The organism is Pseudomonas sp. Leaf129 (genome assembly GCF_001423465.1).
GTDB classification, from domain to species: Bacteria; Pseudomonadota; Gammaproteobacteria; order Pseudomonadales; family Pseudomonadaceae; genus Aquipseudomonas; species Aquipseudomonas coleopterorum.
On sequence record NZ_LMOC01000010.1, the window covers coordinates 237068 to 263054 of the forward strand.

Consider the following 25987-nt stretch of genomic DNA (forward strand, 5'->3'; position numbering starts at 1 on the left):
TTTCGCGGCCGCTGACCGCTCCTACAATTGTCCGTAGGAGCGGTCCATGGCCGCGAATAATTCCCCGTAGGAGCGGACCGTGGCCGCGAAGGGCGCACCGCGATGCTTCCTCAAGCCGCCTGCATGAACTGCTGACGATAGCCATTGGGTGACAGTTCGGTGTGCTGGCGGAACAGCCGCGCGAAGAAGCTCGCATCGTCGTACCCCACTTCATAGCTGATCGTCTTGACGCTCTTGCGGGTACCTGACAACAGGCCCTTGGCAGTTTCGATGCGCAGCCGCTGCAGGTAATGCAGCGGCTTGTCGCCAGTGGCGGCATGGAAACGACGCATGAAGTTGCGGATGCTCATGCCGCGCTCGCGGGCCACGTCCTCGAAACGAAATTTCTCGGCGAAATGCTCTTCGAGCCATTGCTGGATGTGCAGGATCGGCACGTCTCGGTGCAGCTTCTGGCCACCGAAGCCAATGCGTCCAGGCGTATAGCTGCGTTGCACTTCGTACAGGGTATCGCGCGACACCGCCTGGGCTACATGGGCGCCACAGAACCGCTCGATCAGGTGAATGTACAGGTCGCAGGCCGACACCGGCCCGCCGGCACAGAAGAGGTTGTCCGCGTCGGTCAGGTGCTTGTCCTGATTGAGGCGAACGCCGGGAAAGCGTTGCTTGAATTCTTCGAAGAAGCGCCAGTAGGTGGTCGCTTCCTTACCGTCCAGCAGGCCACTGGCAGCCAGCCAGAACACGCCGCTGGCCTCACCGCACAGAACCGCGCCGCGGGCGTGTTGGGCGCACAGCCAGGGCAGCACCTGCGGGTAGCGCGCCGCAGCGCCGTCGAAGTCGCCCCAGCAGGCGGGCAGGATGATCAGGTCGGCGTCTTCCAGACCACCGTCCACCGGCAGCATGACCTCGCTGAAGCTGCGCACCGGCAGGCCGTCCGGGCTGACCAGGCGGGTTTCGAAGAGCGCATGGCGGTCCAGGCCCAGCTGCTTGCCGTAGCGCAGGCTGGCCATGTGGAAGAAGTCCTTGGCCTGCATCAGGGTCGAGGCCATGACCTGATCGGTGGCCAGAATGCAGACGCGCCGCAGCGCAGGCGTGTGGGGCGTGAAGATCATGATTTTATTCTTGTGGGGTGAAAGCGGTCAGGATATGGCCGAAGTGCCGCTGGATTCAAGCGAGGTCGCGAAGGGGAAGGGTATTGATCCCTTCGCGGCCGCTGACCGCTCCTACGAAAGATGTTCAGATCCCTGTAGGAGCGGCCAGTGGTCGCGAAGAGGCCATCAGCAACAGCAGCAATCGAAAGTCACGGCGCCGGATTCGGCTGCGCCTTGTGGATCGCCTCGATACCCGCCAGCACGTCTTCGGACAGCACCAGATCGATGCTCGCCAGGTTGCTGTCCAGTTGTTCCAGCGAGGTCGCGCCGATGATGTTGCTGGTCACGAACGGCTGCGCGGTCACGAAGGCCAGGGCCATCTGCGCCGGGTCCAGACCGTGTTCGCGGGCCAGCGCCACGTAGCGGCTGGTGGCAGCGATGGCCTGGTCGTTGGCGTAGCGGGTGAAACGGCTGAACAGCGCCAGACGGCTACCGGCCGGACGTGCGCCGTTCTCGAACTTGCCCGAGAGCATGCCGAACGCCAGGGGCGAGTAGGCCAGCAGCCCGCACTGCTCACGGATCGCCACTTCGGCCAGGCCGACGTCGAAGGTGCGGTTGAGCAGGTTGTACGGGTTCTGGATGGACACCGGGCGGGGCAGGTTGCCGCTGTCGGCCAGACCCAGGAACTTCATCGTGCCCCACGGCGTTTCGTTGGACAGCCCGACATGCCGGATCTTGCCGGCCTTGACCTGTTCGTCGAGCACCTGCAGGGTTTCCTGCAACGGTGTATCGAGGTGGTCCTGGGTGTGCTGATAGCCCAGCTTGCCGAAGAAGTTGGTGCTGCGTTCCGGCCAGTGCAACTGATAGAGGTCGATCCAGTCGGTCTGCAACCGCTGCAGGCTGGCATCCAGGGCCGCGACGATGTGCTCGCGGTTGAATTTAAGCTGGCCATCGCGGATATGGCTGATGCCGTTGCCGGGGCCGGCGATCTTGCTCGCCAGGATCCAGTCGGCGCGGTCGCCCTGGCGCTTGAACCAGTTGCCGATCACCCGCTCGGTGGCGGCATAGGTTTCCGGACGCGGTGGCACGGGGTACATTTCCGCCGTGTCGAGGAAATTGATGCCGGCCGTCTTGGCCCTTTCTATCTGCGCGAAGCCTTGCTCCTCGGTGTTCTGCTCGCCCCAGGTCATCGTGCCCAGGCACAGCGCGCTCACGTTCAGATCGGTACGTCCCAGCTTGCGATAGTGCATCGGTGACTCCTCTTGGCAAAGGAATCATAAAAGCAGGTTGATATTTTTTTCGCAATCTGGATAATTCGGCCCCTCTCTGTGAAGTGGAAGTGATGCCCCCCTCCCGGAAGAATTTTGCCGTGTATGTGACGCGAAGACCCGAGCCCCCCAAAAGTGTCCCGTGCCCGGCTGCCTTTGACTTGTCAAAGTAAGCACTATTCAGTAAGATCCGCCGTCTCTTTTTGCTGGGCGGCCCCTGAGGCTATAAAGAATGAAAACTTTTACTGCTAAACCGGAAACAGTAAAGCGCGACTGGTTCGTCGTTGATGCTGCTGGTCAGACCCTGGGTCGTCTGGCTACAGAAATCGCGAGCCGTCTGCGTGGCAAGCACAAGCCTGAGTACACTCCTCACGTTGACACCGGCGACTACATCGTCGTCATCAACGCCGAGCAGGTGCGTGTCACTGGTGCCAAAACCACTGACAAGATCTACTACTCCCACTCCGGTTTCCCGGGCGGTATCAAGTCGATCAACTTCGAAAAGCTGATCGCCAAGGCGCCAGAGCGCGTGCTCGAGACCGCGGTTAAGGGCATGCTGCCCAAGAACCCGCTGGGTCGCGACATGTACCGTAAGCTGAAAGTCTATGCGGGCGCTGCTCACCCTCATACTGCTCAGCAGCCCCAAGAACTGAAGTTTTAACGGAATAGTTCATTATGTCGGCGACTCAAAATTACGGCACTGGCCGTCGCAAGACCGCAACCGCTCGCGTTTTCCTGCGTCCGGGCACCGGTAATATCTCCATCAACAATCGCACTCTGGACACCTTCTTCGGTCGCGAAACTGCCCGCATGGTAGTTCGCCAGCCGCTGGAGCTGACCGAGAACACCGAGAAGTTCGACATCTACGTCACCGTCATCGGTGGTGGTGTCAGCGGTCAGGCCGGTGCGATCCGTCACGGTATCACCCGTGCACTGATGGACTACGACGAAGCACTGCGTCCGGCCCTGCGTAAAGCAGGCTTCGTGACTCGCGATGCTCGTGAAGTTGAACGTAAGAAAGTCGGTCTGCGTAAAGCGCGTAAGCGTCCGCAGTACTCGAAGCGTTAATTCGCGTCTTCGTTCCAGAAAAACCCGGTTCTCGCGAGCCGGGTTTTTTTTCGCCCGTCAATACGTGAAAGGCGCTGGTACACTGCGCGCTGGACAATGCAGATGCCTGTTGCAGCAGGCTAAGGTAGAGGATGGCGGACGAGCAGGGCAGGGTGTGTGACATCGACCAGGGTCGCCGTCGCTTTCTGGTCAGAACCACGGCGCTGGTGGGCGCTGCCGGTGCGGTCGGCGCAGCGGTGCCGTTCGTGGCTTCATGGCAACCCAGCGCCAAAGCTCGCGCCGCCGCTGCGCCGGTCAAGGTCAACATCGCCAAGATCGAGCCCGGGCAGCAGGTGGTCGCACGCTGGCGCGGCCAACCCGTTTTCATCTGTCGACGCACGCCGCAGATACTCGACAATCTTGCCCACGACATCGACCATCTGGCCGATCCCGAATCGCGCGACTCCGACCAGCCAACGTATGTAGACGCCGCATTGCGCGCCATCCGGCCCGAGGTGCTAGTGGTGGTCGGCATCTGCACGCACCTGGGTTGCTCGCCCACCTTCCGTCCCGAGGTGGCGCCAGCCGACCTGGGGCCGGACTGGCAGGGCGGGTATTTCTGCCCCTGTCATGGCTCGCACTACGATCTGGCTGGGCGTGTCTACAAGGCACAGCCCGCACCCTTGAACCTCGCCGTGCCACCGCATTACTACGAGAGTGCCGATGTGCTCGTGCTGGGTATCGATGGGGAGAGCGCCTGATGCGAGGCCTGTTGCAGTGGATCGAAGCGCGCCTGCCGGTGGGCAGAGTGTGGCGCAACCACCTGAGCCAGTACTACATCCCGAAGAATCTGAATGTTTTCTACATTTTCGGTTCTCTGGCGCTGCTGATGCTGCTCAATCAGTTGCTCACCGGCATCTGGCTGACCATGAACTACACGCCCACGGCTGAGGGGGCTTTCGCGTCCATCGAGTACATCATGCGCGACGTCGAATATGGCTGGCTGCTGCGCTACCTGCATTCCACCGGTGCTTCGGCGTTCTTCATCGTGATCTACCTGCACATGTTCCGCAGCCTGCTGTATGGCTCCTATCAGAAACCGCGCGAGCTGGTGTGGGTGTTCGGCATGTCGATCTACCTGCTGCTGATGGCGGAGGCCTTCATGGGGTACCTGTTGCCGTGGGGGCAGATGTCGTACTGGGGGGCGCAGGTGATCATCTCGTTGTTTGGTACCATCCCTATCGTGGGCGCCGATCTGGCCCAGTGGATCCGCGGTGACTACCTGGTCTCGGGCGTGACCTTGAACCGTTTCTTTGCCTTGCATGTGGTGGCCTTGCCGCTGCTGATCGTGGCGCTGGTGGTGCTGCACATTCTGGCGCTGCACGAGGTGGGCTCGAACAACCCCGACGGCATCGACATCAAGCGCCTGCGCGACGCGGACGGCAAGCCGCTGGACGGCATTGCCTTTCATCCCTACTACACGGTCAAGGATCTGCTCGGGGTGGCGGTTTTTCTGTTCGTGTTCAGCGCCGTGGTGTTCTTCTTTCCGCAGATGGGCGGGTACTTTCTGGAGCCGGCCAATTTCGAGCCCGCGAACGTGCTCAAGACGCCGGAGCACATTGCCCCCGTCTGGTACTTCACCCCGTTCTACGCGATTCTGCGCGCCGTGCCCGACAAGCTCATGGGCGTATGCGCCATGGGCCTGGCGATCGCCATTGTGTTCGTACTGCCCTGGCTGGACCGCAGTCCGGTGAAGTCGATGCGCTACAAGGGAGGGTTCAGCCGCGCTGCATTGGCGTTGTTCTGCCTGGCGTTCGTGGCGCTGGGCTACCTGGGTATGCAACCGGCCACGACCGCCGCGATCTGGGCGGCGCGGGTGTGCATGCTGCTGTACTTCTGTTACTTCCTGGCAATGCCGCTGTATACGCGTCGGGAAGTGACCCGGCCGGTGCCTGATCGGATTCCAAGCCGATGAGAGTGCTGATTGCGTTTGTGCTGCTGTCGCTGTCGCCGCTGATGGTCTGGGCGGCACCCGTCGCTTCAGGTGTGCAGCCTGTGGTGATCGACGTGACCGACAAGGCCGCCTTGCGCGACGGTGCGAACACCTTTGTCGGCTATTGTATGGGCTGCCATGGCGCGCAATTTCAGCGATACCAGGCGGTGGCTGACGACTTGGGCATACCCTATGAGCAGGTGTTGCAGACCCTGGCACCTGCAGGGGCGAGCATTGCCGATCACATGCAGACACGTTTGCTGCCAGCCGATGCCAAGGCATGGTTCGGCACCGAGGTGCCCGACCTGACGCTGATCGCTCGCGTGAGGGGTACCGACTGGCTGTACGCCTACCTGCAGGGCTTTCACGCCGACCCTGCGCGGCCCTGGGGCGTGAACAACATCGTCTACCCCAACGTCGGCATGCCCAATGTGCTGGAAAGCCTGCAGGGGCGTCAGGTGCTCGACTGCCCCGAGCCAGCGGTGCAGCCGTGCACGCGTCTACGCGTCATACCCGGTACCGGCAGCCTCGACGCTCGGCAATTCGACGACAAGGTCAGGAATCTGGTGGCGTTCCTGGCCTACTCGGCCGACCCGGTACAGACCAAAAGCCGGCAGATTGGCCTATACGTATTGCTGTACCTGGCGCTGCTGATCCTCTTCGCTTACTTGCTGAAACGCGAATACTGGAAGGACGTGGGTTGAAAGTGCGGTAAACTTCGCGGCTTGCTTGCGCCCCCTGCTGGGGTCGCTCGTTTTTGCATTCATACTCTATACGCGAGGAGGACCGCCATGGGCGTGACCAATCGGTTGGCCTGTTACTCCGACCCCGCCGACCACTATTCTCATCGGGTGCGCATCGTTCTCGCCGAGAAAGGCGTCAGCGCAGAGATCATCAACGTGGAAGGCGGTCGTCTGCCACCCCGGCTGATCGAAGTGAACCCCTACGGCAGCACGCCGACGCTGGTCGACCGGGACCTGGCCCTGTTCGAATCGACCGTGGTGATGGAATACCTCGACGAACGCTATCCCCATCCGCCGCTGTTGCCAGTGTATCCGGTGGCGCGCGCCAACAGCCGGCTGCTGATCCACCGCATCCAGCGCGACTGGTGCGGCCTGGCCGACCTGATCCTGGATCCGCGCAGCAAAGAAGCCGCCCGCGTTCAGGCGCGCAAAGAGCTGCGCGAAAGCCTGACCGGCGTGTCGGCTCTGTTCGCTGACAAGCCCTGCTTCCTCAGCGAGGAGCAAAGTCTGGTCGACTGCTGTCTACTGCCGATACTCTGGCGCTTGCCGATCATGGGTATCGAACTGCCGCGGCCCGCCAAGCCGCTGCTCGACTATATGGAACGTCAGTTCGCACGGGAGGCCTTCAAGGCCAGCCTGTCTGCCGCTGAACGTGAAATGCGCTAGGTTTTGAGGAGCCGTTGATGAACTCCAGTCGTCCCTATCTGATCCGCGCGCTGTACGAGTGGATCGTCGACAATGACTGCACCCCCCACATGCTGGTCAATGCCGAGTATCCCTCGGTACGGGTCCCGCAAGGTTTCGCCAGCGATGGCCAGATCGTATTGAACGTGTCGCCCAGCGCCGTACGCAACCTGCATATGGATAACGAGGCGGTCAGTTTCGACGGTCGTTTCGGCGGCGTATCGCACACGCTGTTCGTGCCTACGGGCGCCATTCTCGGCATCTATGCTCGCGAGAACGGTCAGGGCATGGTCTTCGATCTGGAGTCCCCGGAGTTGGACGAGGAGGACGCCGAATTCGAGGACATCGTCGAATCAGACGACGATGCCCCTCCACCCGGTAACCCCCCGCCACGGCCTACCGGGCGTCCAAGCCTGAAAGTGGTGAAATGAAAAAAGGCGATCCGCAAGGATCGCCTTTTTTGTTGCGCTCGTACCGCCCGGCAGGGGCGGCATCGATGGTCAGTCGATGTATTCGAACAGCTTCACGATCTTCTGTACGCCGGAAACGCCCTGCACCAGGTTGGTGGCCCGGGTAGCCTCGGCCTGGGTCAGCAGACCCAGCAGGTAGACGATGCCGTTCTCGGTGACCACTTTGATGCGCGAGCCAGGGATGGCGCTGTCGGCCAGCATCTGGGTCTTGATCTTGGTGGTCAGCCAGGCGTCGTTGTTGCGCGCCAGCAGCGAGGACGGTGCCAGCACCTGGATTTCGTTGTGCACTTTCTTGACCCGCTGCACTTCACTGGCCGCCTGCTCGGCGAGGGTCTTGAGGTCGGCGCGCGGGGTCTGTCCGGCGAGCAGGACCACACCGTTGTAGCTGGTCACGACGATGTGGGAATTCTTGTCCAGATCGATATTGGCCTTGGCGATATTCACCGACACCTTGGTTTCGATCAGCGAGTCGTCGATCTTGCTGCCCAGGGTGCGGGTACCGCGGTCATCGTCGATCGGGTTATCGCGGGTAGCAGTCAGAACCGAGCTGCAGCCGGTGACGCTCAAGGCCAGGCTCAGGGCCACTAGGGCAAGGCGGGTACGCTTCATTCTTCACTCCCGAACAGTTGGCTGTCGATCAAGTCGCAGAGGCAGTGGATCGCCAGCAGGTGAACTTCCTGAATGCGTGCCGTGACGTTGGCAGGCACGCGGATCTCGACGTCTTCAGGCAGCAGCAGGGAGGCCATGCCACCCCCGTCGCGGCCGGTCAGGGCAACCACCACCATGTCACGGTCGTGGGCGGCCTGGATGGCCTGGATGATGTTGGCCGAGTTGCCGCTGGTGGAGATGGCCAGCAACACGTCGCCGGGCTGTCCCAGCGCGCGGATCTGCTTGGAGAATACCTCGTTGTAGCTGTAGTCGTTGGCGATCGAGGTAATCGTCGAGCTGTCGGTGGTTAGGGCGATGGCGGGCAGGCTGGGGCGTTCCCGTTCGAAGCGGTTGAGCAGCTCGGATGAGAAGTGCTGGGCATCGCCGGCCGAGCCGCCGTTACCGCAGGACAGCATCTTGCCGTCGCTGAGCAGGGCGCCGACCATGACCTGGCTGGCTTGTTCGATGTACGGTGCAAGGACTTCCATCGCCTGTTGCTTGGTATCGATACTGGCCTGGAAAAGCTGGCGAATTCGGGATTGCATGTCCATCAAGGTGACCTTAAGTAAAGCGGCTGGTCGGGCAAGACCGCAACGCGGCGGCGGTTCCCGGCACAACAAGAATGTGCAGCCCGCAAAGCAAAGAGCGAGAACGCGTGGCTGGGGTGTCAGGTATCAGCTGTCGAAGGCATTGCGTATCCAGTTCAGGCGCGTGGCCTGGCTACCGCTGCCTTCCAGGGCGATCACGTCGAAACGGCATGGATGTTGGGCCCAGCGTGTTTCCTTGAGGAGGAAATACTGCGCGGCCAACACCAGCTTTTCGCGCTTGCGGGCATCGATGCTGGCCAATGCTCCACCCCATTGTGCGTGCAGGCGATAGCGGACTTCGATGAATACTACTGTATCGCCCTCTAGCATGACCAGATCAAGCTCGCCTCGTTTGCACAGCCAGTTCTGCGCCAGCAGCTCCAGGCCCAGTGCACACAAGTGCTCCAGGGCCTGCTGCTCGGCCTCGCGACCCGCCTTCTGTCGGGGGTTCAGCGACATTACGGCGTGGTGTTGGGCAGGCGCTGGACTTGGCCACCGACGAACTGCGCCCAGGGCAGTTGGCGTTCGATGCGTTGGTTGGCGCCCATGCCCAGGTTGCCGGACAAGCCTTCGACGCGGCTGTCAGGCAAGGCCTTGAGCTGGCCCAGACGGGCGGCCAGGGTGTAGGCGTCCACGCCCATGGCGTACAGCCGGCCCATGCTGCCGTTGGCCTGTGGCCACTGCCGAGTGACCTGCTGACGCAGTGGATTGCTGGCGTCGAGCAGCCAGGGCGTTTCGCAGAAGCGAATGCCGGTCATGTCGTTGTACTGAGCCTGGTCGCCACTGGCGCTGAACACGTGCGAAGTGGCGTAGACCGGAAGATCACCGGCGTACTGGAAGTTCAGGGTCGGCTTGATCTGCTGCGCCTGCTGAGGTGTAGCGGCCAGGAAGATGAAATCGATGTCCTGACGCCGCGAGCCCTGGGCGCCGCTGCTGCTCTGCAGCCCGCCGCCGGCGTTGCGCACATTGAGCATATCGGCAATCTGCTGAGCCAGTTGCACCGGTTGGTCGACGCGTTCGGCTGCGATCAAGGTGCCGCCGTTGGCTTCCCAGTCCTGGCGGAAGGCGTTGAGCACGCGGTCACCCCAGTCACCCTTGGGGATCATCGCAGCAGCGCTGTGCAAGCCATCGGCGCGGGCACGGCGCGACACTTCGCGAGCTTCGTCTTCGGCAGCCAGACCGAACTGGAACAGCTGGGGCGGCCCCATCTGGTTGGTGTCGCTGTAGTTCAGTGCCAGGGTCGGAAGGGGCAGTTGCGCACGTGCGGCCAGCTGTTTGACCAGTGGCTTTTCCAGCGGGCCGATCACCAGTTTCACGCCTTGGGCCTGAGCCTGGCGGTAGAAATCGTCGAGCGAAGTCAGGCGCGAACTGTCGATCACGTCGATCACCGGCGGCTTCTGACCGGCTTGCTGGGCCTGATAGTAGGCCGCCATGAAGCCTTCGCGCAGGGCGCGAGCCACGCCTGCAAGCTGCCCATCCTGCGGCAGCAGCAGGGCGATGCGAGTCAGGGGCTGGCTGGCCAGGGCCTTGAGTTTGACCAAAGGCGCAGGCAGCTGTCGCGCGGCCGGATGGGCGGCGTGTTGGGCTACCCAGGTATCGATGGCTGCCTGCTGCTGTTCCAGGGTGGCGGCGGATTTGACCGCCAGGGCCAGGCTCAACCAGCCGGCGAAGTCATCGGTGCCTTGATTCTGTAGTTGCTCGACGGGCAGCGAGCCCACCAAGGCCCAGATGGCCTCATGGTTCTGGGCCGCGGCGTCACCACTGAGCAGGGGCGCGATGAACACCCGCTCGCGTGCGGCAGCCAGGATCTGGCCATCGGCTTCCAGTGCGCGAGCACGAACCAGGTGGGTACGCACCTGCTGGTCGGCGGGCAACTCGCCCAGGCGCTGCAGGCTCGGATGATTGAGCGCGGCCAGCGCGGCCTTGGCGTCATTGCGCGTCAGTGCCAGCTCCGCGCTTAAGGTGCTGGCCAGTATCTGCAGGCCCGGCTTGAGCAGTTCGATACGCACCTGCTGCAGGATCTGGGTAGCGCGGGCCGAGTCGCCCTGGCGAGCGGCCTGATCCGCCGCGCTCAGGCGCAGGACCGCCGCCTCTTCCGGCGACTTGCTGGCGCTGGCGCGTTCGAGCAACTGTTCCACGGTGGCGTCCGGTGTGCGGGGCAGCTCACCGAGATTGGATGAAGGCGAACTGGCGCACGCAGCCAGCAAGGCGGCGAGGCATAGGGCAGATAGAAGCCGCAGGCAGGCTGTCATGGATATCTTCCTGATTTACTCGATCAATAGACGGGCAAGTGTACCCAAGCATCGGCCAGGGTACGACGAAGAAGGCTAGTCCGTCCTTATATAGGACGAGCAAATGTTTCACGTCGACTGCCCCGGATCGCTGGGCAAGCACTGGGTGGCGTAGAGCCTGTACAATGCGGGTTTGGCCGAACGACAAGGTGTGTGCTGTGACTGCTTCAAGCGCTTCTAATTCCACCCCGGGCACACTTTATGTAGTGGCCACGCCCATCGGCAATCTGGACGACATGAGCGCACGTGCGCTGAAGATCCTGGGCGAGGTGGCGCTGATTGCAGCCGAGGACACACGTCATTCGGTGCGCCTGATGCAGCACTTCGGATTGAATACGCCGCTGGCCGCCTGTCACGAACACAACGAGCGGGACGAGGGCAGCCGTTTCATCCAGCGATTGTTGGCCGGCGATGACGTGGCGCTGATTTCCGACGCGGGTACGCCGCTGATTTCCGATCCCGGTTATCACCTCGTGCGTCAGGCGCGTGCCGCGGGTGTGCAAGTGGTGCCGGTGCCCGGTCCCTGCGCGCTGATCGCAGCCCTGTCGGCTGCAGGATTGCCATCGGACCGTTTCATCTTCGAAGGTTTTCTGCCCGCCAAGACCGCCGGTCGCTGCGCGCGCCTTGAGCAGGTGAGGGAGGAGCCGCGCACCTTGATCTTCTACGAGGCGCCCCATCGCATACTCGAATGCCTGCAGGACATGGAAAAGGTCTTCGGCGGCGAGCGTCCGGCATTGCTGGCGCGCGAACTGACGAAAACCTTCGAAACCCTCAAGGGTTTGCCGCTGGCAGAGCTGCGTGCATTCGTGGAAGCCGACAGCAATCAGCAGCGGGGCGAGTGCGTGGTATTGGTGGCAGGCTGGACCGCGCCGGTCAGTGATGAGGCGGTCAGCACTGAGGTCATGCGCATTCTGGATGTGCTGCTGGCGGAAATGCCGCTCAAGCGCGCCGCTGCCGTGGCGGCAGAGATCACTGGCGTGCGCAAGAATCTGCTCTATCAAGTGGCGCTGGAAAAGCAGAAGACGTGATTCCGGCCCAGGTATGACCCATTGGTGCGATTAAAGCTTGTCCTGGCCGGTGCATGTCGTTAACCTGCGCGCCGGAGAGTCGATCGGACAGTCGCTGCCCGTTTTTGTTCCGCAACTCGTTGCTGGGCAAGCGGGGGGAGGAAAGTCCGGGCTCCATAGGGCGGAGTGCCAGGTAATGCCTGGGAGGCGCGAGCCTACGGAAAGTGCCACAGAAAATAACCGCCTAAGCGCGCAAGCGCCGGTAAGGGTGAAAAGGTGCGGTAAGAGCGCACCGCACGTCTGGCAACAGTTCGTGGCTAGGTAAACCCCACTCGGAGCAAGACCAAATAGGGTTCCATATGGCGCGGCCCGCGTTGGAACCGGGTAGGTTGCTAGAGGTGTCCAGCGATGGCCATCGTAGAGGAATGACTGTCCTCGACAAAACCCGGCTTACAGATCGACTCTCCACCTTTTTACTTCGCGTCCTGCTGTATTCCCCGCAAAAAAAGGCAACCAAATCCCCTCTGGTAATGTCGAAAAATTCTTAGTCTTGAGACTCTACTTTAAGTTCAAGGCGCAGATGCTTGAACTCTAAAGGCTTTATCCCTCCCTTGCGTGTCTCAAATACCGCTTTCCCTTCCTTTTGCGTTCTAAATCTCCGATCTATAAGGCTTTTCCCTACAGACGCGCCTTGACGGTGTGGTAGGGGGGTTCCTATAGTGTGCGCGAGTGGCGGGAAGTGGCGAAAAGTGGGTTTTTCGAGCTTAAAAATCTGAGTTCAGGGGAAACGCGACGTGTTTCGTGGAGCTAATCCGATCAACCTCGATGCCAAGGGACGGCTCGCCATGCCGAGTCGGTATCGTGACGAGTTGGATTCCAAATGCTCCGGTCAGCTGATCATCACGGTCGATACCGTCGACCCTTGCCTGTGTGTCTATCCACTGGATGAATGGGAACTCATCGAGGCCAAGCTGCGGGCCTTGCCATCGTTGGTGGAAAGCAACCGCCGTCTGCAACGCCTGCTCATCGGCAATGCCGTCGACCTCGAACTCGATGGCAGTGGACGTTTTCTGGTGCCCCCGCGTCTTCGCGAGTACGCCCGGCTGGACAAGCACGCGATGCTGGTCGGCCAACTGAACAAGTTTCAATTGTGGGACGAGGGTGCGTGGAATGCCGTAAGTGCGGCAGACCTTGCAGCTATACAACAACCGGGCGCCATGCCCGAAGAATTGCGTGATTTGATCTTGTGACTATTGATAGCGGCTTCAATCACATCACCGTGCTGCTCGACGAAGCTGTCGAGGCTCTGGCCGTGCGCGACGATGGTTGCTATCTGGACGGCACTTTCGGCCGGGGTGGCCATAGCCGCCTGATCCTGCAGCACCTGGGGCCCGATGGTCGCCTGTTGGGGTTCGACAAGGACCCTCAAGCGATTGCCACCGGGCAAGCGCTGGCGGCCGAAGACGGCCGCTTTGTCATTGTACAGCGCAGCTTTGCCGAGCTCGGTGCCGAAGTGCGCGAGCGCGGCATGCATGGCAAGGTCAGCGGCATCCTGCTCGACCTGGGCGTTTCCTCGCCGCAACTCGACGATGCCGAGCGCGGCTTCAGTTTCCTTCACGACGGCCCGTTGGACATGCGCATGGACCCGACACGGGGTGTAAGTGCGGCACAGTTCATCGCGACCGCCGCCGAGGAGGAAATCGCCCGCGTGTTCAAGGAATACGGCGAAGAGCGGTTCGCTCGTCGCATGGCCCGTGCGGTAGTGGAGCGCCGCGAAGTGCAGCCGTTCGAGCGCACCGCCGACCTGGCCGAAGTGCTCAAGGTGGCCAACCCGGCGTGGGAGAAGGGCAAGAACCCTGCAACTCGCGCGTTCCAGGGACTGCGTATCCACGTCAACAATGAGCTGGCCGACCTCGAGGCGGGCCTGGAGGCTGCCCTTGATGCTCTGGAAATCGGTGGTCACCTAGTGGTGATCAGCTTCCATTCCCTGGAAGACCGCATCGTCAAACTGTTCATGCGCAAGCTCACCAAGGGCGAAGCCGACAACCTGCCGCGCAACCTGCCGGTGCGGTTCGAAGCCTTCGTGCCCAAGGTCAAGCTGCATGGCAAGGCGCAATTCGCTTCCGAAGCCGAGCTCAAGGCCAACCCGCGCTCGCGCAGTGCCGTCATGCGTGTCGCGGAGAAGCTGCGATGAGCAAGCTGCTCAACAAGCCGCTGCCGGGCGGCAGTTTCCTCATGCTGCTGCTGTTCGTCGCCGTGCTGGTGTCGGCCATTGGCGTTTCCTACAGCGCGCACATCAATCGGCAACTGCTCAACACGCTGTACGGCGAGCTGAGCGAGCGCGACAAGGCGCAGGCCGAATGGGGTCGTCTGATCCTGGAGCAAAGCACCTGGACCGCACACAGCCGTATCGAATCCCTGGCCACCGAACAGTTGAAGATGCGCATCCCGGATGCCACTGAAATTCGCATGGTGTCGCCATGATGAAGCTCGACGGGGCACTGTTCCCGTGGCGGTTCCGCCTGATGGTCGGTCTGCTCCTGCTGCTGGTCGGCGGCATCGTTGCGCAGATCGTCTACCTGCAGGTGATCAACCGTGACTTCCTGATCGGTCAGGGCGACGCGCGCAGCATGCGGCACATCCCCATTCCCGCGCACCGCGGCCTGATCACCGACCGTAATGGCGAGCCTCTGGCCGTGAGTACGCCGGTGACCACCCTGTGGGCCAACCCCAAGGAAATGCAGCTGGCCAAGGACAAGTGGCCTGCGCTCGCACGCGCGCTCGGGCAAGACCCCAAGGCTCTGGCCGAGCGTCTGGAAGCTCAGGCGAGCAAGGAATTCATCTACCTGGTCCGCGGCCTGACCCCCGAACAAGGCGCGTCGGTACTCGACCTGAAAACCCCCGGTGTCTACGGCATCGAGGAATTCCGTCGTTTCTACCCGGCGGGCGACGTGACCGCGCACATGGTCGGCTTCACCGACCTCGACGATCACGGCCGCGAAGGCGTCGAGCTGGCCTATGACGAGTGGCTCGCCGGCGTACCCGGCAAGCGTCAGGTCATCAAGGACCGCCGTGGTCGGCTGATCAAGGACGTACAGGTCACCAAGAACGCCAAGGCCGGCAAGACCTTGGCGTTGTCCATCGACCTGCGTCTGCAGTATCTGGCCAGCCGCGAGCTGCGCAACGCTATCACCGAGAACGAAGCCAAGGCCGGCAGCATGGTCATCATGGACGTGAAAACCGGTGAAGTGCTGGCCATGGTCAACCAGCCGACCTACAACCCCAACAACCGCCGCACCATGCTGCCGGCGGCCATGCGTAACCGTGCGATCATCGACGTGTTCGAGCCGGGCTCGACCATGAAGCCGATCTCCATGAGCGCGGCATTGGAAACCGGCCGCTGGAAGCCCAGCGACAAGGTCGACGTGTACCCAGGCACGCTGCAGATCGGTCGCTACACCATCAAGGACGTGACCAAGACCGAAGGTCCGGTGCTTGACCTGACCGGGATTCTGATCAACTCCAGTAACGTGGGCATGAGCAAGGTGGCCTTCGATATTGGCGGCGAGAGCATCTATCGCGTCATGTCCGCGGTCGGCCTGGGTCAGTACACCGGCCTGGGCTTCCCGGGCGAGCGCGTCGGCAACCTGCCCAACCACCGTGAATGGCGCAAGGCCGAGACCGCCACGCTGTCCTACGGCTACGGCCTGTCGGTGACGGCGCTGCAGTTGGTGCACGCCTATGCGGCCATCGCCAACAACGGCCGTATCGTGCCCCTGACCATTCTCAAGAGCGACCAGCCGCCGACCGCGGCGCAGGTGATTCCCGAGAAGGTCGCCAAGACCGTGCAGGGCATGCTCCAGCAAGTCATCGAAGACACCCGCGGCGTGTATCGCGCGCGGGTGCCTTCGTATCACGTGGCGGGCAAGTCGGGTACTGCGCGCAAGGCCACCATCGGCTCGCGCGGCTACACCGAGAATGCCTACCGCTCGCTGTTCGCAGGCTTCGGCCCGATGAGCGACCCGCGCTACGCGATCGTCGTGGTGATCGACGAACCGAGCAAGGGCGGCTACTACGGTGGCCTGGTCAGCGCCCCGGTCTTCAGCAAGGTGATGTCCGGCACGCTGCGCCTGATGAACGTGCAACCTGACAACCTGCCGCCGCCGGTGCCGCAGCAGCAGGTCAACGCCGCACCGGCGACCCCATTGATAAAAGGAGGGCGCGGCTGATGACCATGCCCCTGAGCAAGCTTTTTTCCGAAGCCAGCCGCGATCCGATGATCCGCGAGCTAACCCTGGACAGCCGCAACGTGCGTCCGGGCGATCTGTTTCTGGCCGTACCCGGCAGCAAGGTCGATGGCCGAGCGCACATCACCGATGCGCTCAAGCTGGGTGCCGCCGCCGTGGCCTATGAAGTGGAAGGCGCCACCGTGCTGCCGCTCACCGACGTGCCCCTGATTCCGGTAAAAGGGCTGATCGCGCAGTTGTCGAGCATTGCCGGGCGTTTCTACGGCGAGCCGAGCCGCTCGGTGAATATGGTTGGCGTCACCGGTACCAATGGCAAGACCAGCATTACCCAGTTGGTGGCTCAGGCGCTCGATGCCCTGGGCGAGCACTGCGGCCTGATCGGTACCCTGGGCACCGGTTTCTACGGTGCCTTGCAGAGTGGCCGATTGACCACCCCCGACCCGATCGCCGTGCAGTCCACACTGTACGATCTTAAAAAGGGCGGCGCTCACGCCGTGGCCATGGAAGTGTCTTCGCACGCACTGGATCAGGGCCGCGTAGCCGCGCTGGATTTCGACATCGCCGTACTGAGCAACCTGTCCCGTGACCATCTGGATTACCACGGCAGCATGCAGGCCTACGCAGAAGCCAAGGCCCGACTGTTCGCCTGTCCAAGCCTGAAGTGCCGTGTGCTCAATCTGGACGATGCGTTCGGTCGCGAGTTGGCCGAGCAGGATCACGAGTCGCGGCTGATCACCTACAGCCTCAGCGACAGCAGCGCGACCCTGTACTGCCGCGACGCGCAATTCGATGACCACGGTGTGCGTGCCACGCTGGTGACCTCACACGGTGAATACAGCCTGCGCAGCAGCCTGCTCGGGCGCTTCAACCTGAGCAACGTACTCGCTGCAGTCGGTGCCCTGATGGGCATGGAATACCCGCTGGACGACGTGCTCAAGGTGATGCGCCAGGTGCAGGGACCGCAAGGCCGCATGCAGCGTCTGGGCGGTGGCGACAAGCCCCTGGTGGTGGTCGACTACGCGCACACGCCCGATGCCCTGGACCAGGTCCTGCAGGCCTTGCGGCCCCACGCCAAGGGCCAATTGCTGTGTCTTTTCGGCTGTGGCGGCGACCGCGACAGTGGCAAGCGTCCGTTGATGGCCGAAGTTGCCGAGCGCCTGGCCGACCGCGTGCTGGTCACCGACGACAACCCTCGCAGCGAAGATCCACTGCGCATCTTCGACGACATTCGTGCCGGTTTTTCCAGTGCGGCCAACGCGACCTTCGTGGCGGGCCGTGCAGCCGCCATCGCTCAACTGATCGATTCGGCTTCGGTCGACGATGTCATCGTGTTGGCTGGCAAGGGCCATGAAGACTATCAGGAGATCAACGGCGAGCGTCATGCGTTCTCCGACCTGCAGCAGGCCGAGCAGGCTCTGGCTGCATGGGGAGCGGCCGATGCTTGACGCCATGACCCTCAGCCAACTGGCAGGCACTCTGCACGGCCGCGTGCCGGGTGACGACGCGCGCTTCGACGGTGTCAGTATCGACAGTCGGGCCATCGCTGCAGGCGATCTGTTCGTCGCATTGGTCGGCCCTCGTTTCGATGGTCACGACTACCTCGACGACGTCGCCGCCAAGGGTGCGGTAGCCGCGCTGGTGCAGCGCGAAGTTCCAGGCTCCACACTGCCGCAGTTGGTCGTGGCCGACACTCGCCTGGCGCTGGGCCAGCTCGGCGCACTGAACCGCGCCGCGTTCACTCGCCCCGTGGCTGCCATCACCGGTTCGAGCGGCAAGACCACGGTCAAGGAAATGCTTGCCAGCATTCTGCGTACTCAAGGCCCGGTGCTGGCCACCCGTGGCAATCTGAACAATGACCTGGGCGCACCGCTGACCTTGCTCGAACTGGCGCCACAGCACACTGCGGCAGTGATCGAGCTGGGTGCATCGCGGGTGGGCGAAATCGCTTACACCGTCGGTCTGACCCGTCCACACGTGGCGCTCATCACCAACGCCGGCACCGCCCATGTCGGCGAGTTCGGCGGTCCGGACAAGATCGTCGAGGCCAAGGGCGAGATCCTCGAAGGCCTGGGCGAGGGTGGCAAGGCCGTGCTCAACCTCGACGACAAGGCTTTCCCGATCTGGCAGGCACGCGCCGGTCAGCATGCCGTGCTGACGTTCTCGCTGGACAACGCCGTGGCGGATTTTCATTCCAGTGCCCGGCACAGTGATGCCCGTGGTTGCCCGTCCTTCACCCTGCACGGGCCCGACGGCGAAGTCTTCGTCCAGCTCAATTTGCTCGGCACCCACAACGTGCTCAACGCCCTGGCGGCAGCGGCGGCGGCGCAGGCTCTGGGCGTGACGCTGGCCGGCATTCAGACGGGCTTGAATGCGGTGCAGCCGGTCAAGGGCCGCACGGTCGCGCAGCTCGCCCTCAACGACGCGCGGGTCATCGACGACACCTACAACGCAAATCCCACCTCGATGTGCGCGGCAATCGATATACTCGCCGGCTTTTCCGGGCGTACCGTCCTGGTCCTCGGAGATATCGGCGAACTGGGCGCCTGGGCCGAAGCCGGCCATCGCCAGGTAGGTGAATATGCCGTCGGCAAGGTCGACGCGCTGTACGCGGTCGGTCCATTGATGCGCCACGCGGTGACCGCGTTCGGTGCTCAGGGGCAGCACTTCGCCAATCAGGCAGACCTGATCGCGGCGCTGGCCGCCGAGCAGGGTTCCAATACCACTATTTTGATCAAGGGATCACGCAGCGCGGCGATGGAAAACATCGTGGTGGCGCTGTGTGGTTCTGGCGGGGAGAAACACTGATGTTGCTGCTGCTGGCAGAATTTCTGCAACAGTTCTATAAAGGCTTCGCGGTCTTTCAGTACCTGACCCTGCGCGGGATTCTGGGTGTACTGACCGCGCTGTCGCTGGCCCTCTGGCTGGGCCCCTGGATGATCCGCACCCTGCAGATTCGTCAGATTGGCCAGGCGGTACGCAACGATGGTCCGCAATCGCACCTGTCCAAGTCCGGTACGCCGACCATGGGCGGCGCCCTGATTCTCTCGGCCATCGCCATCAGCACGCTGCTGTGGGCTGATTTGTCCAACCGCTATGTCTGGGTCGTGCTCATCGTCACCCTGCTGTTCGGCGGCATCGGCTGGGTGGATGACTATCGCAAGGTGATCGAGAAGAACTCCCGCGGCCTGCCCAGCCGCTGGAAATATTTCTGGCAGTCGGTGTTCGGCCTAGGGGCTGCGGTGTTTCTGTTCATGACCGCCAACAGCCCGGTCGAAACCACCCTGATCATCCCGATGCTCAAGGACGCCAGCATTCCGCTGGGTGCCGGGTTCATCGTGCTGACCTACTTCGTCATCGTCGGCTCCAGCAACGCGGTCAACCTCACCGACGGCCTCGACGGCCTGGCGATCCTGCCGACGGTGATGGTCGGCGGCGCCCTGGGGATTTTCTGCTACCTGTCGGGCAACGTTAAATTCGCCGAATACCTGTTGATTCCCTATGTGCCGGGTGCAGGTGAACTGATCGTCTTCTGCGGCGCCTTGATCGGCGCCGGCCTGGGCTTCTTGTGGTTCAACACCTACCCGGCCCAGGTGTTCATGGGTGACGTCGGCGCGCTGGCGCTGGGCGCAGCCCTGGGCACCATCGCGGTGATCGTGCGTCAAGAGATCGTCCTGTTCATCATGGGCGGCATCTTCGTCGTCGAGACGCTGTCGGTGGTGATCCAGGTCGCCTCGTTCAAGCTCACCGGTCGCCGTGTGTTCCGCATGGCGCCGATCCACCACCATTTCGAACTCAAGGGCTGGCCCGAACCGCGGGTCATCGTACGCTTCTGGATCATCACCGTGATTCTGGTGCTGATCGGCCTTGCCACCCTGAAGCTGAGGTAGAACGAGTGTCTCTGATCGCTTCTTCCCACTTCCGCATCGTTGTCGGCCTCGGCAAGAGCGGCATGTCCCTGGTGCGCTTCCTCGCGCGTCAGGGCGTGGCGTTTGCCGTGGCCGATACACGCGCAGCGCCGCCGGAACTGGCGACGCTGCGTCGCGACTATCCGCAGGTGGAAGTCCGTTGCGGTGAGCTGGACGTGGAGTTCCTGTGCCGCGCCGATGAGCTCTATGTGAGCCCCGGTCTGGCACTGGCGACTCCCGCCCTGCAGCAGGCAGCGGCGCGAGGCGTGCACCTGTCCGGCGATATCGATCTGTTTGCCCGTCATGCCAAGGCCCCGATCGTGGCGATCACCGGCTCCAACGCCAAAAGCACCGTGACCACGCTGGTGGGCGAGATGGCCGTTGCGGCGGGCAAGTGTGTGGCGGTTGGCGGCAACCTGGGGCAGCCAGCGCTCGACCTGCTCGATGACGATGTCGAGCTGTACGTGCTGGAACTGTCGAGCTTTCAGCTGGAAACCACCCATCAGCTCAATGCCGAAGTGGCCACGGTGCTCAACGTCAGCGAAGACCACATGGATCGCTACAGCGGGCTGCCGGCCTATCACCTGGCCAAGCATCGGATTTTTCGGGGCGCCCGCAAGGTCGTGTTCAATCGCCAGGATGCCCTGAGCCGGCCGCTGATCGGCGAGGGCATGCCGTGCTGGACGTTCGGCCTGAACAAGCCGGACTTCAAGGCTTTCGGCCTGCGCGAGGAAGGCGGGCAGAAGTACCTGGCCTACGAGTTCGAGAACCTGATGCCGGTCAGCGAACTCAAGGTGCGTGGCGCGCACAACCAGGCCAATGCCCTGGCTGCGCTCGCCCTGGGACACGCGGTGGGTCTGCCGTTCGACGCCATGCTGGCCAGCCTGCGTGAATTCACCGGGCTCACGCACCGCTGCCAGTGGCTGCGCGAGCGCGATGGCGTGGCCTGGTACGACGATTCCAAGGCGACCAACGTCGGTGCTGCGATTGCCGCCATCGAAGGGTTGGGCGCCGATATCGAAGGCCAGCTTGTGCTGATCGCAGGCGGCGACGGCAAGGGCGCCGATTTCACCGCGCTCGGCCAGCCTATCCAGCGTCATTGCCGTGCTCTGGTACTGCTGGGTCGCGATGCCGGCCGTATTGCGGCCGTTGTCGGGCCAAGCGTTGCCCAGGTCAACGTCGCCTCGATCGAGGAAGCGGTTCAGCGCTGCGCCGAACTGGCCCGGCCCGGTGATGCCGTGCTGCTCTCACCGGCCTGCGCGAGTCTGGACATGTTCAAGAATTATGAAGAACGCGGGCGACTGTTCGCCCATGCCGTAGAGGGCTTGTCATGATCTTTGGTGTCATCAAGCCATTCCCCTCGCCGCTGATCAGCGGTCGCGGGATCGATATCGACTTCGCCATGCTGGCCGGTTGCCTGGCGCTGCTGGGCCTCGGTCTGGTCATGATCACCTCGGCTTCTTCGGAAGTGGCGGCGGTCAACTCGGGCAACTCGTTGTCGATGATGATTCGCCACCTTGTGTATCTGGTGATCGGTATCGGCACCTGCATCGTCACCATGATGGTGCCTATCGCTACCTGGCAGCGCATAGGCGGTACGCTGCTGATCGCGGCATTCGGCTTGCTGGTGATGGTGCTGCTGCCCGGCATCGGTCGCGAAGTGAACGGGTCCATGCGCTGGATCGGCTTCGGCATGTTCAACGTCCAGCCTTCGGAAATCGCCAAGGTGTTCGTGGTGATCTTCCTGGCAGGCTATCTGGTGCGTCGTCAGCAGGAAGTGCGCGACAGCTGGATGGGCTTCTTCAAGCCGTTCTTCGTGTTGCTGCCGATGGCTGGACTGCTGCTGATGGAGCCTGACTTCGGCGCCACGGTGGTGATGATGGGTGCCGCAGCCGCAATGCTGTTCCTGGGTGGCGTGGGCCTGTTCCGTTTCGCCCTGATGGTGGCCTTGGCGGTGGGTGCGGTGTTCGTGCTGGTTCAGGCCCAACCGTATCGCATGGCGCGTCTGATCACCTTCACCGACCCGTGGAGCGACCAGTTCGGCTCCGGTTATCAATTGACCCAGGCGCTGATCGCCTTCGGTCGTGGCCAGTGGTTCGGCGTTGGGCTGGGCAACAGCGTGCAGAAGCAGTTCTACCTGCCCGAAGCCCATACCGACTTCGTGTTCTCGGTGCTCGCCGAAGAGCTGGGCGTGGTGGGTTCGCTGTGCACCGTGGCGCTGTTCGTGTTCGTCTGTATCCGCGGCATGTACATCGGTTTCTGGGCCGAGCGGGCCAAGCAGTACTTTGCCGCCTACGTGGCCTATGGCCTGTCGTTCCTGTGGATCGGCCAGTTCCTGATCAACATCGGCGTGAACGTCGGCCTGCTGCCCACCAAGGGTCTGACCCTGCCGTTTCTCAGCTACGGCGGCAGCTCGCTGGTCATCTGCTGCGCCTGTCTGGGGCTGTTGCTGCGCATCGAGTGGGAAAGCCGCTCGCACCTGGGTAGCGAAGAGGTGGAATTCAGCGAGAGCGATTTCGCCGAGGAGACGCCCCATGGCCGGTAAAGGCAATGTGCTGATCATGGCTGGCGGCACCGGCGGACACGTGTTCCCGGCCCTGGCCTGTGCGCGCGAGTTCCAGGCGCGCGGTTTCAGCGTGCATTGGCTGGGTACGCCGCGCGGTATCGAGAACGAGCTGGTGCCGGCCAACGGCCTGCCGTTGCATTTGATCGATGTCAGCGGTGTGCGTGGCAAGAGCCGACTGGCCCTGCTGAAAGCGCCGTTCGCCATCTGCAAGGCAGTGGTTCAGGCCCGCCGCATCATTGCCCAACTGCGACCGGTGTGCGTGGTCGGCTTCGGTGGTTACCTGACCGGCCCCGGCGGCGTGGCTGCGCGGCTGGCTGGTGTACCAGTGATCGTTCATGAGCAGAATGCCGTGGCCGGTACCGCCAATCGCCTGTTGGTGCCTTTCGCCAGCCGAGTCTGCGAAGCTTTCCCCGACACCTTCGCCGCTTCGGCCAAGCGCCGGACCACCGGAAATCCGGTGCGCAGCGAGTTGTTCATGGAAACTCCGCGCCAGGCGCTGATCGGGCGCCAGCCACGGCTGCTGGTCCTGGGCGGCAGCCTGGGCGCCGAGCCGTTGAACAAGCTGTTGCCCGAAGCCTTGGCGCAGGTTCCTGCACAGTACCGGCCCGAGGTGTTTCACCAGGCTGGCAAGAAACACGATGAGATCACCGCCGAGCGTTATCGCACCGCCGGTGTCGAGGCGCAGGTCGCCCCGTTCATCAAGGACATGGCCCAAGCCTACGGCTGGGCCGACCTGGTGGTCTGCCGCGCGGGCGCGTTGACCATCAGCGAGCTGGCGGCTGCCGGCCTGCCGTCGCTGTTGGTGCCTTTGCCCCACGCGATCGACGACCACCAGACACGCAATGCCGATTATCTGGCCCGCGAAGGCGCTGCCTTCCTCATGCCACAAGCGACAACCGGCGCGGCGCAACTCGCCGAGCGCCTGAAAGAGGTTTTGATGCAACCCGAAAAACTCCTGAGCATGGCGAGCACTGCCCGCCGCCTGGCCAAACCCGATGCCACGCGCAATGTGGTCGACGTCTGCCTGGAGGTGGCCCATGGTTGAGAACCAGAAAGCCATTCCGCAACCGGAAATGCGCCGCATCCGTCGTATCCATTTCGTCGGCATCGGCGGCGTGGGCATGTGCGGCATCGCCGAGGTACTGCTGAACCTGGGCTACGACGTCTCGGGTTCCGACCTCAAGGCTTCACCGGTGACCGAGCGACTGACGTCGTTCGGCGCGCAGATCTTCATCGGCCACCGTGCCGAAAACGCCGCCAGCGCCGACGTGCTGGTGGTCTCCAGTGCCGTCAACACCAGCAACCCGGAAGTCGCTACCGCTTTGGAACGCCGGATTCCAGTGGTGCCGCGCGCCGAGATGCTCGCCGAGCTGATGCGCTACCGGCACGGCATCGCCGTGGCCGGGACCCATGGCAAGACCACGACCACTAGCCTGATCGCCTCGGTATTCGCGGCCGGCGGCCTGGACCCTACGTTCGTCATCGGCGGTCGTCTGAATGCGGCTGGCACCAATGCCCAGCTGGGCACCAGTCGCTATCTGATCGCCGAAGCCGACGAGTCCGATGCCAGCTTCCTGCACCTGCAGCCGCTGGTGGCCGTGGTCACCAACATCGACGCCGATCACATGGCGACCTACGGCGGCGACTTCAATGTATTGAAGAAGACCTTCGTCGAGTTCCTGCACAACCTGCCGTTCTACGGCCTGGCCGTGGTTTGCCTGGATGACCCGGTGGTGCGCGAGATCCTTCCACAGATCGCCCGTCCGACCCTGACCTATGGCATCAGCGAAGAAGCCGACGTGCGTGCCATCAACGTGCGCCAGCAAGGCATGCTGACCCACTTCACGGTGCTGCGCCGCGACCGCGAGCCGCTCAACGTTTCGGTCAACATGCCAGGCAACCACAACGTGCTCAATGCCCTGGCAACGATCGCCATCGCCACCGACGAAGGCATCAGTGACAGCGCCATCGTTCAGGGCCTGTCCGGATTCCAGGGCGTCGGCCGGCGCTTCCAGGTGTACGGCGAACTGCCGGTCGAAGGCGGCAGCGTGATGCTGGTCGACGACTACGGCCATCACCCCCGCGAAGTGGCGGCCGTGATCGCCGCGGTGCGCGGCGGCTGGCCCGATAAACGTCTGGTGATGGTATATCAGCCCCACCGCTTCAGCCGCACGCGCGACTTGTACGACGATTTCGTACAAGTGCTCGCCGACGCCAATGTGTTGCTGCTGATGGAGGTCTACCCGGCAGGCGAAGAGCCGATCCCGGGCGCGGACAGCCGTCAGTTGTGCCACAGCATCCGCCAGCGCGGCCAGTTGGACCCCATCTATATCGAACGCGGCGTCGAGCTGGCGCCACTGGTCAAGCCGTTGCTGCGCGCCGGTGACATCCTGCTCTGCCAGGGTGCCGGCGACATCGGCGGCCTTGCCCCGCAGCTGCTCAAAAGCCCGCTGTTCGCGCAGGCCTCGGAGAAATCGCAATGAACATTCTGGATATCAACACCCTGCGTTCGCAGATCATGCCCAGCGACTTCGGTCGCGTGGCCGTGCTCTACGGCGGCAAGAGCGCCGAGCGTGAGGTGTCGCTGAAATCCGGCGCCGCGTGCCTGGAGGCCTTGCAGAGCGCTGGCGTGGACGCGTTCGGTATCGACGTTGGCGATGACCTGCTGGCACGCCTGCAAGCGCAGAAGATCGACCATGCCTTCATCATCCTGCACGGCCGCGGCGGCGAAGACGGCAGCATGCAGGGCCTGCTCGAGTGCCTGGACATTCCCTACACCGGCAGCGGCATCCTCGCCAGCGCCCTGGCGATGGACAAACTGCGCACCAAGCAGGTGTGGCAGAGCCTCGGTTTGCCGACCCCGGCGCATGCCGTGCTGGCGAGCGAACAGGATTGTATTTTCGCGGCTGGGGAACTGGGCTTCCCTTTGATCGTCAAACCCGCCCATGAAGGTTCAAGCATCGGGATGGCCAAGGTGAACAGCGTCGACGAACTGGTCGACGCCTGGAAAGCCGCCAGCACCTACGACTCACAAGTGCTGGTCGAACAATGGGTCCAGGGCCCTGAGTTCACTGTCGCGACGCTGCGTGGCCAGATGCTGCCTGCCATCGCGCTGGGCACACCCCACACGTTCTACGACTACGACGCCAAATACGTCGCCAACGATACCCAGTACCGCGTTCCCTGTGGCCTTGCGCCCGCCAAGGAGCAGGAACTCATCGACCTCTGCGCGCGCGCCTGCGATGCCATCGGCATTCAGGGCTGGGGGCGCGTGGACGTGATGCAGGACCAGCAGGGCCGTTTCTGGCTGCTGGAAGTCAACACCGCTCCAGGCATGACCGATCACAGCCTGGTGCCCATGGCGGCGAAAGCGGCTGGCCTGGATTTCCAGCAGTTGGTGCTGGCGATTCTTGCCGCCAGTTGCAAGGCGCGAGGGTAAGACC

The 25987-nt window shown here is 62.9% G+C and carries 26 protein-coding genes and 1 other RNA gene; 21 read left to right on the forward strand and 6 right to left on the reverse strand.

Features of this window, described 5'->3' with window-relative positions; translation table 11 throughout:
* Positions 1-110: 110 nt before the first annotated feature.
* Together ASF66_RS19740 and ASF66_RS19745 are read right to left on the reverse strand one after the other, a co-directional pair.
* The gene (locus ASF66_RS19740; protein WP_177331313.1) at positions 111-1007 is read right to left on the reverse strand and encodes a GlxA family transcriptional regulator; all 897 of its coding nucleotides are present in this window, start codon (positions 1005-1007) and stop codon (positions 111-113) included.
* 290 nt (positions 1008-1297) lie between these two features.
* On the reverse strand, positions 1298-2338 hold the full coding sequence (locus ASF66_RS19745) for an NADP(H)-dependent aldo-keto reductase (RefSeq protein WP_056845042.1): 1041 nt from the start codon (positions 2336-2338) through the stop codon (positions 1298-1300).
* A 250-nt stretch (positions 2339-2588) separates the two neighbouring features.
* Here ASF66_RS19745 and rplM point away from each other — a divergent pair, with 250 nt between their 5' ends.
* From rplM to ASF66_RS19780, 7 genes are all read left to right on the forward strand, one after another.
* Positions 2589-3017 (forward strand): 50S ribosomal protein L13, encoded by a 429-nt coding sequence (gene rplM, locus ASF66_RS19750; protein ID WP_043186791.1) that lies wholly within the window; start codon positions 2589-2591, stop codon positions 3015-3017.
* 14 nt (positions 3018-3031) lie between these two features.
* Positions 3032-3424: a 30S ribosomal protein S9 gene (gene rpsI / locus ASF66_RS19755; protein WP_049860604.1), complete on the forward strand. Its 393-nt coding sequence runs from the start codon at positions 3032-3034 to the stop codon at positions 3422-3424.
* A 152-nt stretch (positions 3425-3576) separates the two neighbouring features.
* Positions 3577-4164: a ubiquinol-cytochrome c reductase iron-sulfur subunit gene (gene petA / locus ASF66_RS19760; protein WP_442962790.1), complete on the forward strand. Its 588-nt coding sequence runs from the start codon at positions 3577-3579 to the stop codon at positions 4162-4164.
* The gene (locus ASF66_RS19765) at positions 4164-5378 is read left to right on the forward strand and encodes a cytochrome b (protein ID WP_056845044.1); all 1215 of its coding nucleotides are present in this window, start codon (positions 4164-4166) and stop codon (positions 5376-5378) included. Before petA ends, ASF66_RS19765 begins: the two co-directional genes overlap by 1 nt.
* Positions 5375-6100 carry a cytochrome c1 gene (locus ASF66_RS19770; protein ID WP_056845045.1) on the forward strand — a complete coding sequence of 242 codons (726 nt, stop codon included), beginning with the start codon at positions 5375-5377 and terminating at the stop codon, positions 6098-6100. Before ASF66_RS19765 ends, ASF66_RS19770 begins: the two co-directional genes overlap by 4 nt.
* An 87-nt stretch (positions 6101-6187) precedes the next feature.
* Positions 6188-6805 (forward strand): glutathione S-transferase N-terminal domain-containing protein, encoded by a 618-nt coding sequence (locus ASF66_RS19775; protein WP_043186799.1) that lies wholly within the window; start codon positions 6188-6190, stop codon positions 6803-6805.
* Between the two features lie 17 nt (positions 6806-6822).
* Positions 6823-7254 (forward strand): ClpXP protease specificity-enhancing factor, encoded by a 432-nt coding sequence (locus ASF66_RS19780; protein WP_056845046.1) that lies wholly within the window; start codon positions 6823-6825, stop codon positions 7252-7254.
* A gap of 69 nt (positions 7255-7323) precedes the next feature.
* Here the strand turns inward: ASF66_RS19780 and ASF66_RS19785 are convergent, their stop codons facing one another.
* From ASF66_RS19785 to ASF66_RS19800, 4 genes are all read right to left on the reverse strand, one after another.
* Complete coding sequence (locus tag ASF66_RS19785; RefSeq protein WP_056845047.1) at positions 7324-7902, reverse strand: BON domain-containing protein; 579 nt, start codon at positions 7900-7902, stop codon at positions 7324-7326.
* Positions 7899-8492, reverse strand: coding sequence for a phosphoheptose isomerase (locus tag ASF66_RS19790; RefSeq protein ID WP_043186809.1), 594 nt, complete (start codon positions 8490-8492; stop codon positions 7899-7901). Before ASF66_RS19790 ends, ASF66_RS19785 begins: the two co-directional genes overlap by 4 nt.
* 123 nt (positions 8493-8615) lie before the next feature.
* Complete coding sequence (locus ASF66_RS19795; protein WP_056845048.1) at positions 8616-8987, reverse strand: YraN family protein; 372 nt, start codon at positions 8985-8987, stop codon at positions 8616-8618.
* A complete protein-coding gene (locus tag ASF66_RS19800) occupies positions 8987-10780 on the reverse strand; it encodes a penicillin-binding protein activator (RefSeq protein WP_056845049.1) in 1794 nt (597 codons plus the stop codon). Before ASF66_RS19800 ends, ASF66_RS19795 begins: the two co-directional genes overlap by 1 nt.
* Positions 10781-10944: 164 nt before the next feature.
* On the opposite strand from ASF66_RS19800, the gene rsmI reads away from it, so the two are divergent.
* The 14 genes from rsmI to ASF66_RS19865 all read left to right on the forward strand — a co-directional run bounded on the left by rsmI (position 10945) and on the right by ASF66_RS19865 (position 25983).
* Positions 10945-11847: a 16S rRNA (cytidine(1402)-2'-O)-methyltransferase gene (rsmI, locus tag ASF66_RS19805; RefSeq protein WP_082223640.1), complete on the forward strand. Its 903-nt coding sequence runs from the start codon at positions 10945-10947 to the stop codon at positions 11845-11847.
* A gap of 75 nt (positions 11848-11922) precedes the next feature.
* Positions 11923-12295: RNase P RNA component class A (gene rnpB / locus ASF66_RS20555), an RNA gene on the forward strand.
* A 325-nt stretch (positions 12296-12620) separates the two neighbouring features.
* A complete protein-coding gene (mraZ, locus tag ASF66_RS19810) occupies positions 12621-13076 on the forward strand; it encodes a division/cell wall cluster transcriptional repressor MraZ (RefSeq protein ID WP_049860613.1) in 456 nt (151 codons plus the stop codon).
* On the forward strand, positions 13073-14020 hold the full coding sequence (gene rsmH, locus ASF66_RS19815) for a 16S rRNA (cytosine(1402)-N(4))-methyltransferase RsmH (RefSeq protein WP_056845050.1): 948 nt from the start codon (positions 13073-13075) through the stop codon (positions 14018-14020). The genes mraZ and rsmH overlap by 4 nt, the downstream gene beginning before the upstream one ends.
* A complete protein-coding gene (gene ftsL / locus ASF66_RS19820) occupies positions 14017-14310 on the forward strand; it encodes a cell division protein FtsL (protein ID WP_049860615.1) in 294 nt (97 codons plus the stop codon). The genes rsmH and ftsL overlap by 4 nt, the downstream gene beginning before the upstream one ends.
* Complete coding sequence (locus ASF66_RS19825) at positions 14310-16055, forward strand: peptidoglycan D,D-transpeptidase FtsI family protein (RefSeq protein ID WP_161804298.1); 1746 nt, start codon at positions 14310-14312, stop codon at positions 16053-16055. The genes ftsL and ASF66_RS19825 overlap by 1 nt, the downstream gene beginning before the upstream one ends.
* A complete protein-coding gene (locus tag ASF66_RS19830; protein ID WP_056845051.1) occupies positions 16055-17518 on the forward strand; it encodes a UDP-N-acetylmuramoyl-L-alanyl-D-glutamate--2,6-diaminopimelate ligase in 1464 nt (487 codons plus the stop codon). Before ASF66_RS19825 ends, ASF66_RS19830 begins: the two co-directional genes overlap by 1 nt.
* Positions 17511-18878 (forward strand): UDP-N-acetylmuramoyl-tripeptide--D-alanyl-D-alanine ligase, encoded by a 1368-nt coding sequence (locus ASF66_RS19835; protein WP_056845052.1) that lies wholly within the window; start codon positions 17511-17513, stop codon positions 18876-18878. The genes ASF66_RS19830 and ASF66_RS19835 overlap by 8 nt, the downstream gene beginning before the upstream one ends.
* The gene (gene mraY, locus ASF66_RS19840) at positions 18878-19960 is read left to right on the forward strand and encodes a phospho-N-acetylmuramoyl-pentapeptide-transferase (RefSeq protein ID WP_043186836.1); all 1083 of its coding nucleotides are present in this window, start codon (positions 18878-18880) and stop codon (positions 19958-19960) included. Before ASF66_RS19835 ends, mraY begins: the two co-directional genes overlap by 1 nt.
* 5 nt (positions 19961-19965) lie before the next feature.
* Positions 19966-21312, forward strand: coding sequence for a UDP-N-acetylmuramoyl-L-alanine--D-glutamate ligase (gene murD, locus ASF66_RS19845; RefSeq protein ID WP_056845053.1), 1347 nt, complete (start codon positions 19966-19968; stop codon positions 21310-21312).
* The gene (ftsW, locus tag ASF66_RS19850; protein WP_049860620.1) at positions 21309-22523 is read left to right on the forward strand and encodes a putative lipid II flippase FtsW; all 1215 of its coding nucleotides are present in this window, start codon (positions 21309-21311) and stop codon (positions 22521-22523) included. The genes murD and ftsW overlap by 4 nt, the downstream gene beginning before the upstream one ends.
* Positions 22513-23589, forward strand: a complete 1077-nt coding sequence (murG, locus tag ASF66_RS19855; protein WP_049860621.1) for an undecaprenyldiphospho-muramoylpentapeptide beta-N-acetylglucosaminyltransferase — start codon at positions 22513-22515, stop codon at positions 23587-23589. Before ftsW ends, murG begins: the two co-directional genes overlap by 11 nt.
* Positions 23582-25027 carry a UDP-N-acetylmuramate--L-alanine ligase gene (gene murC / locus ASF66_RS19860; protein ID WP_049860622.1) on the forward strand — a complete coding sequence of 482 codons (1446 nt, stop codon included), beginning with the start codon at positions 23582-23584 and terminating at the stop codon, positions 25025-25027. The genes murG and murC overlap by 8 nt, the downstream gene beginning before the upstream one ends.
* A complete protein-coding gene (locus tag ASF66_RS19865) occupies positions 25024-25983 on the forward strand; it encodes a D-alanine--D-alanine ligase (RefSeq protein WP_056845054.1) in 960 nt (319 codons plus the stop codon). Before murC ends, ASF66_RS19865 begins: the two co-directional genes overlap by 4 nt.
* Positions 25984-25987: the final 4 nt, after the last annotated feature.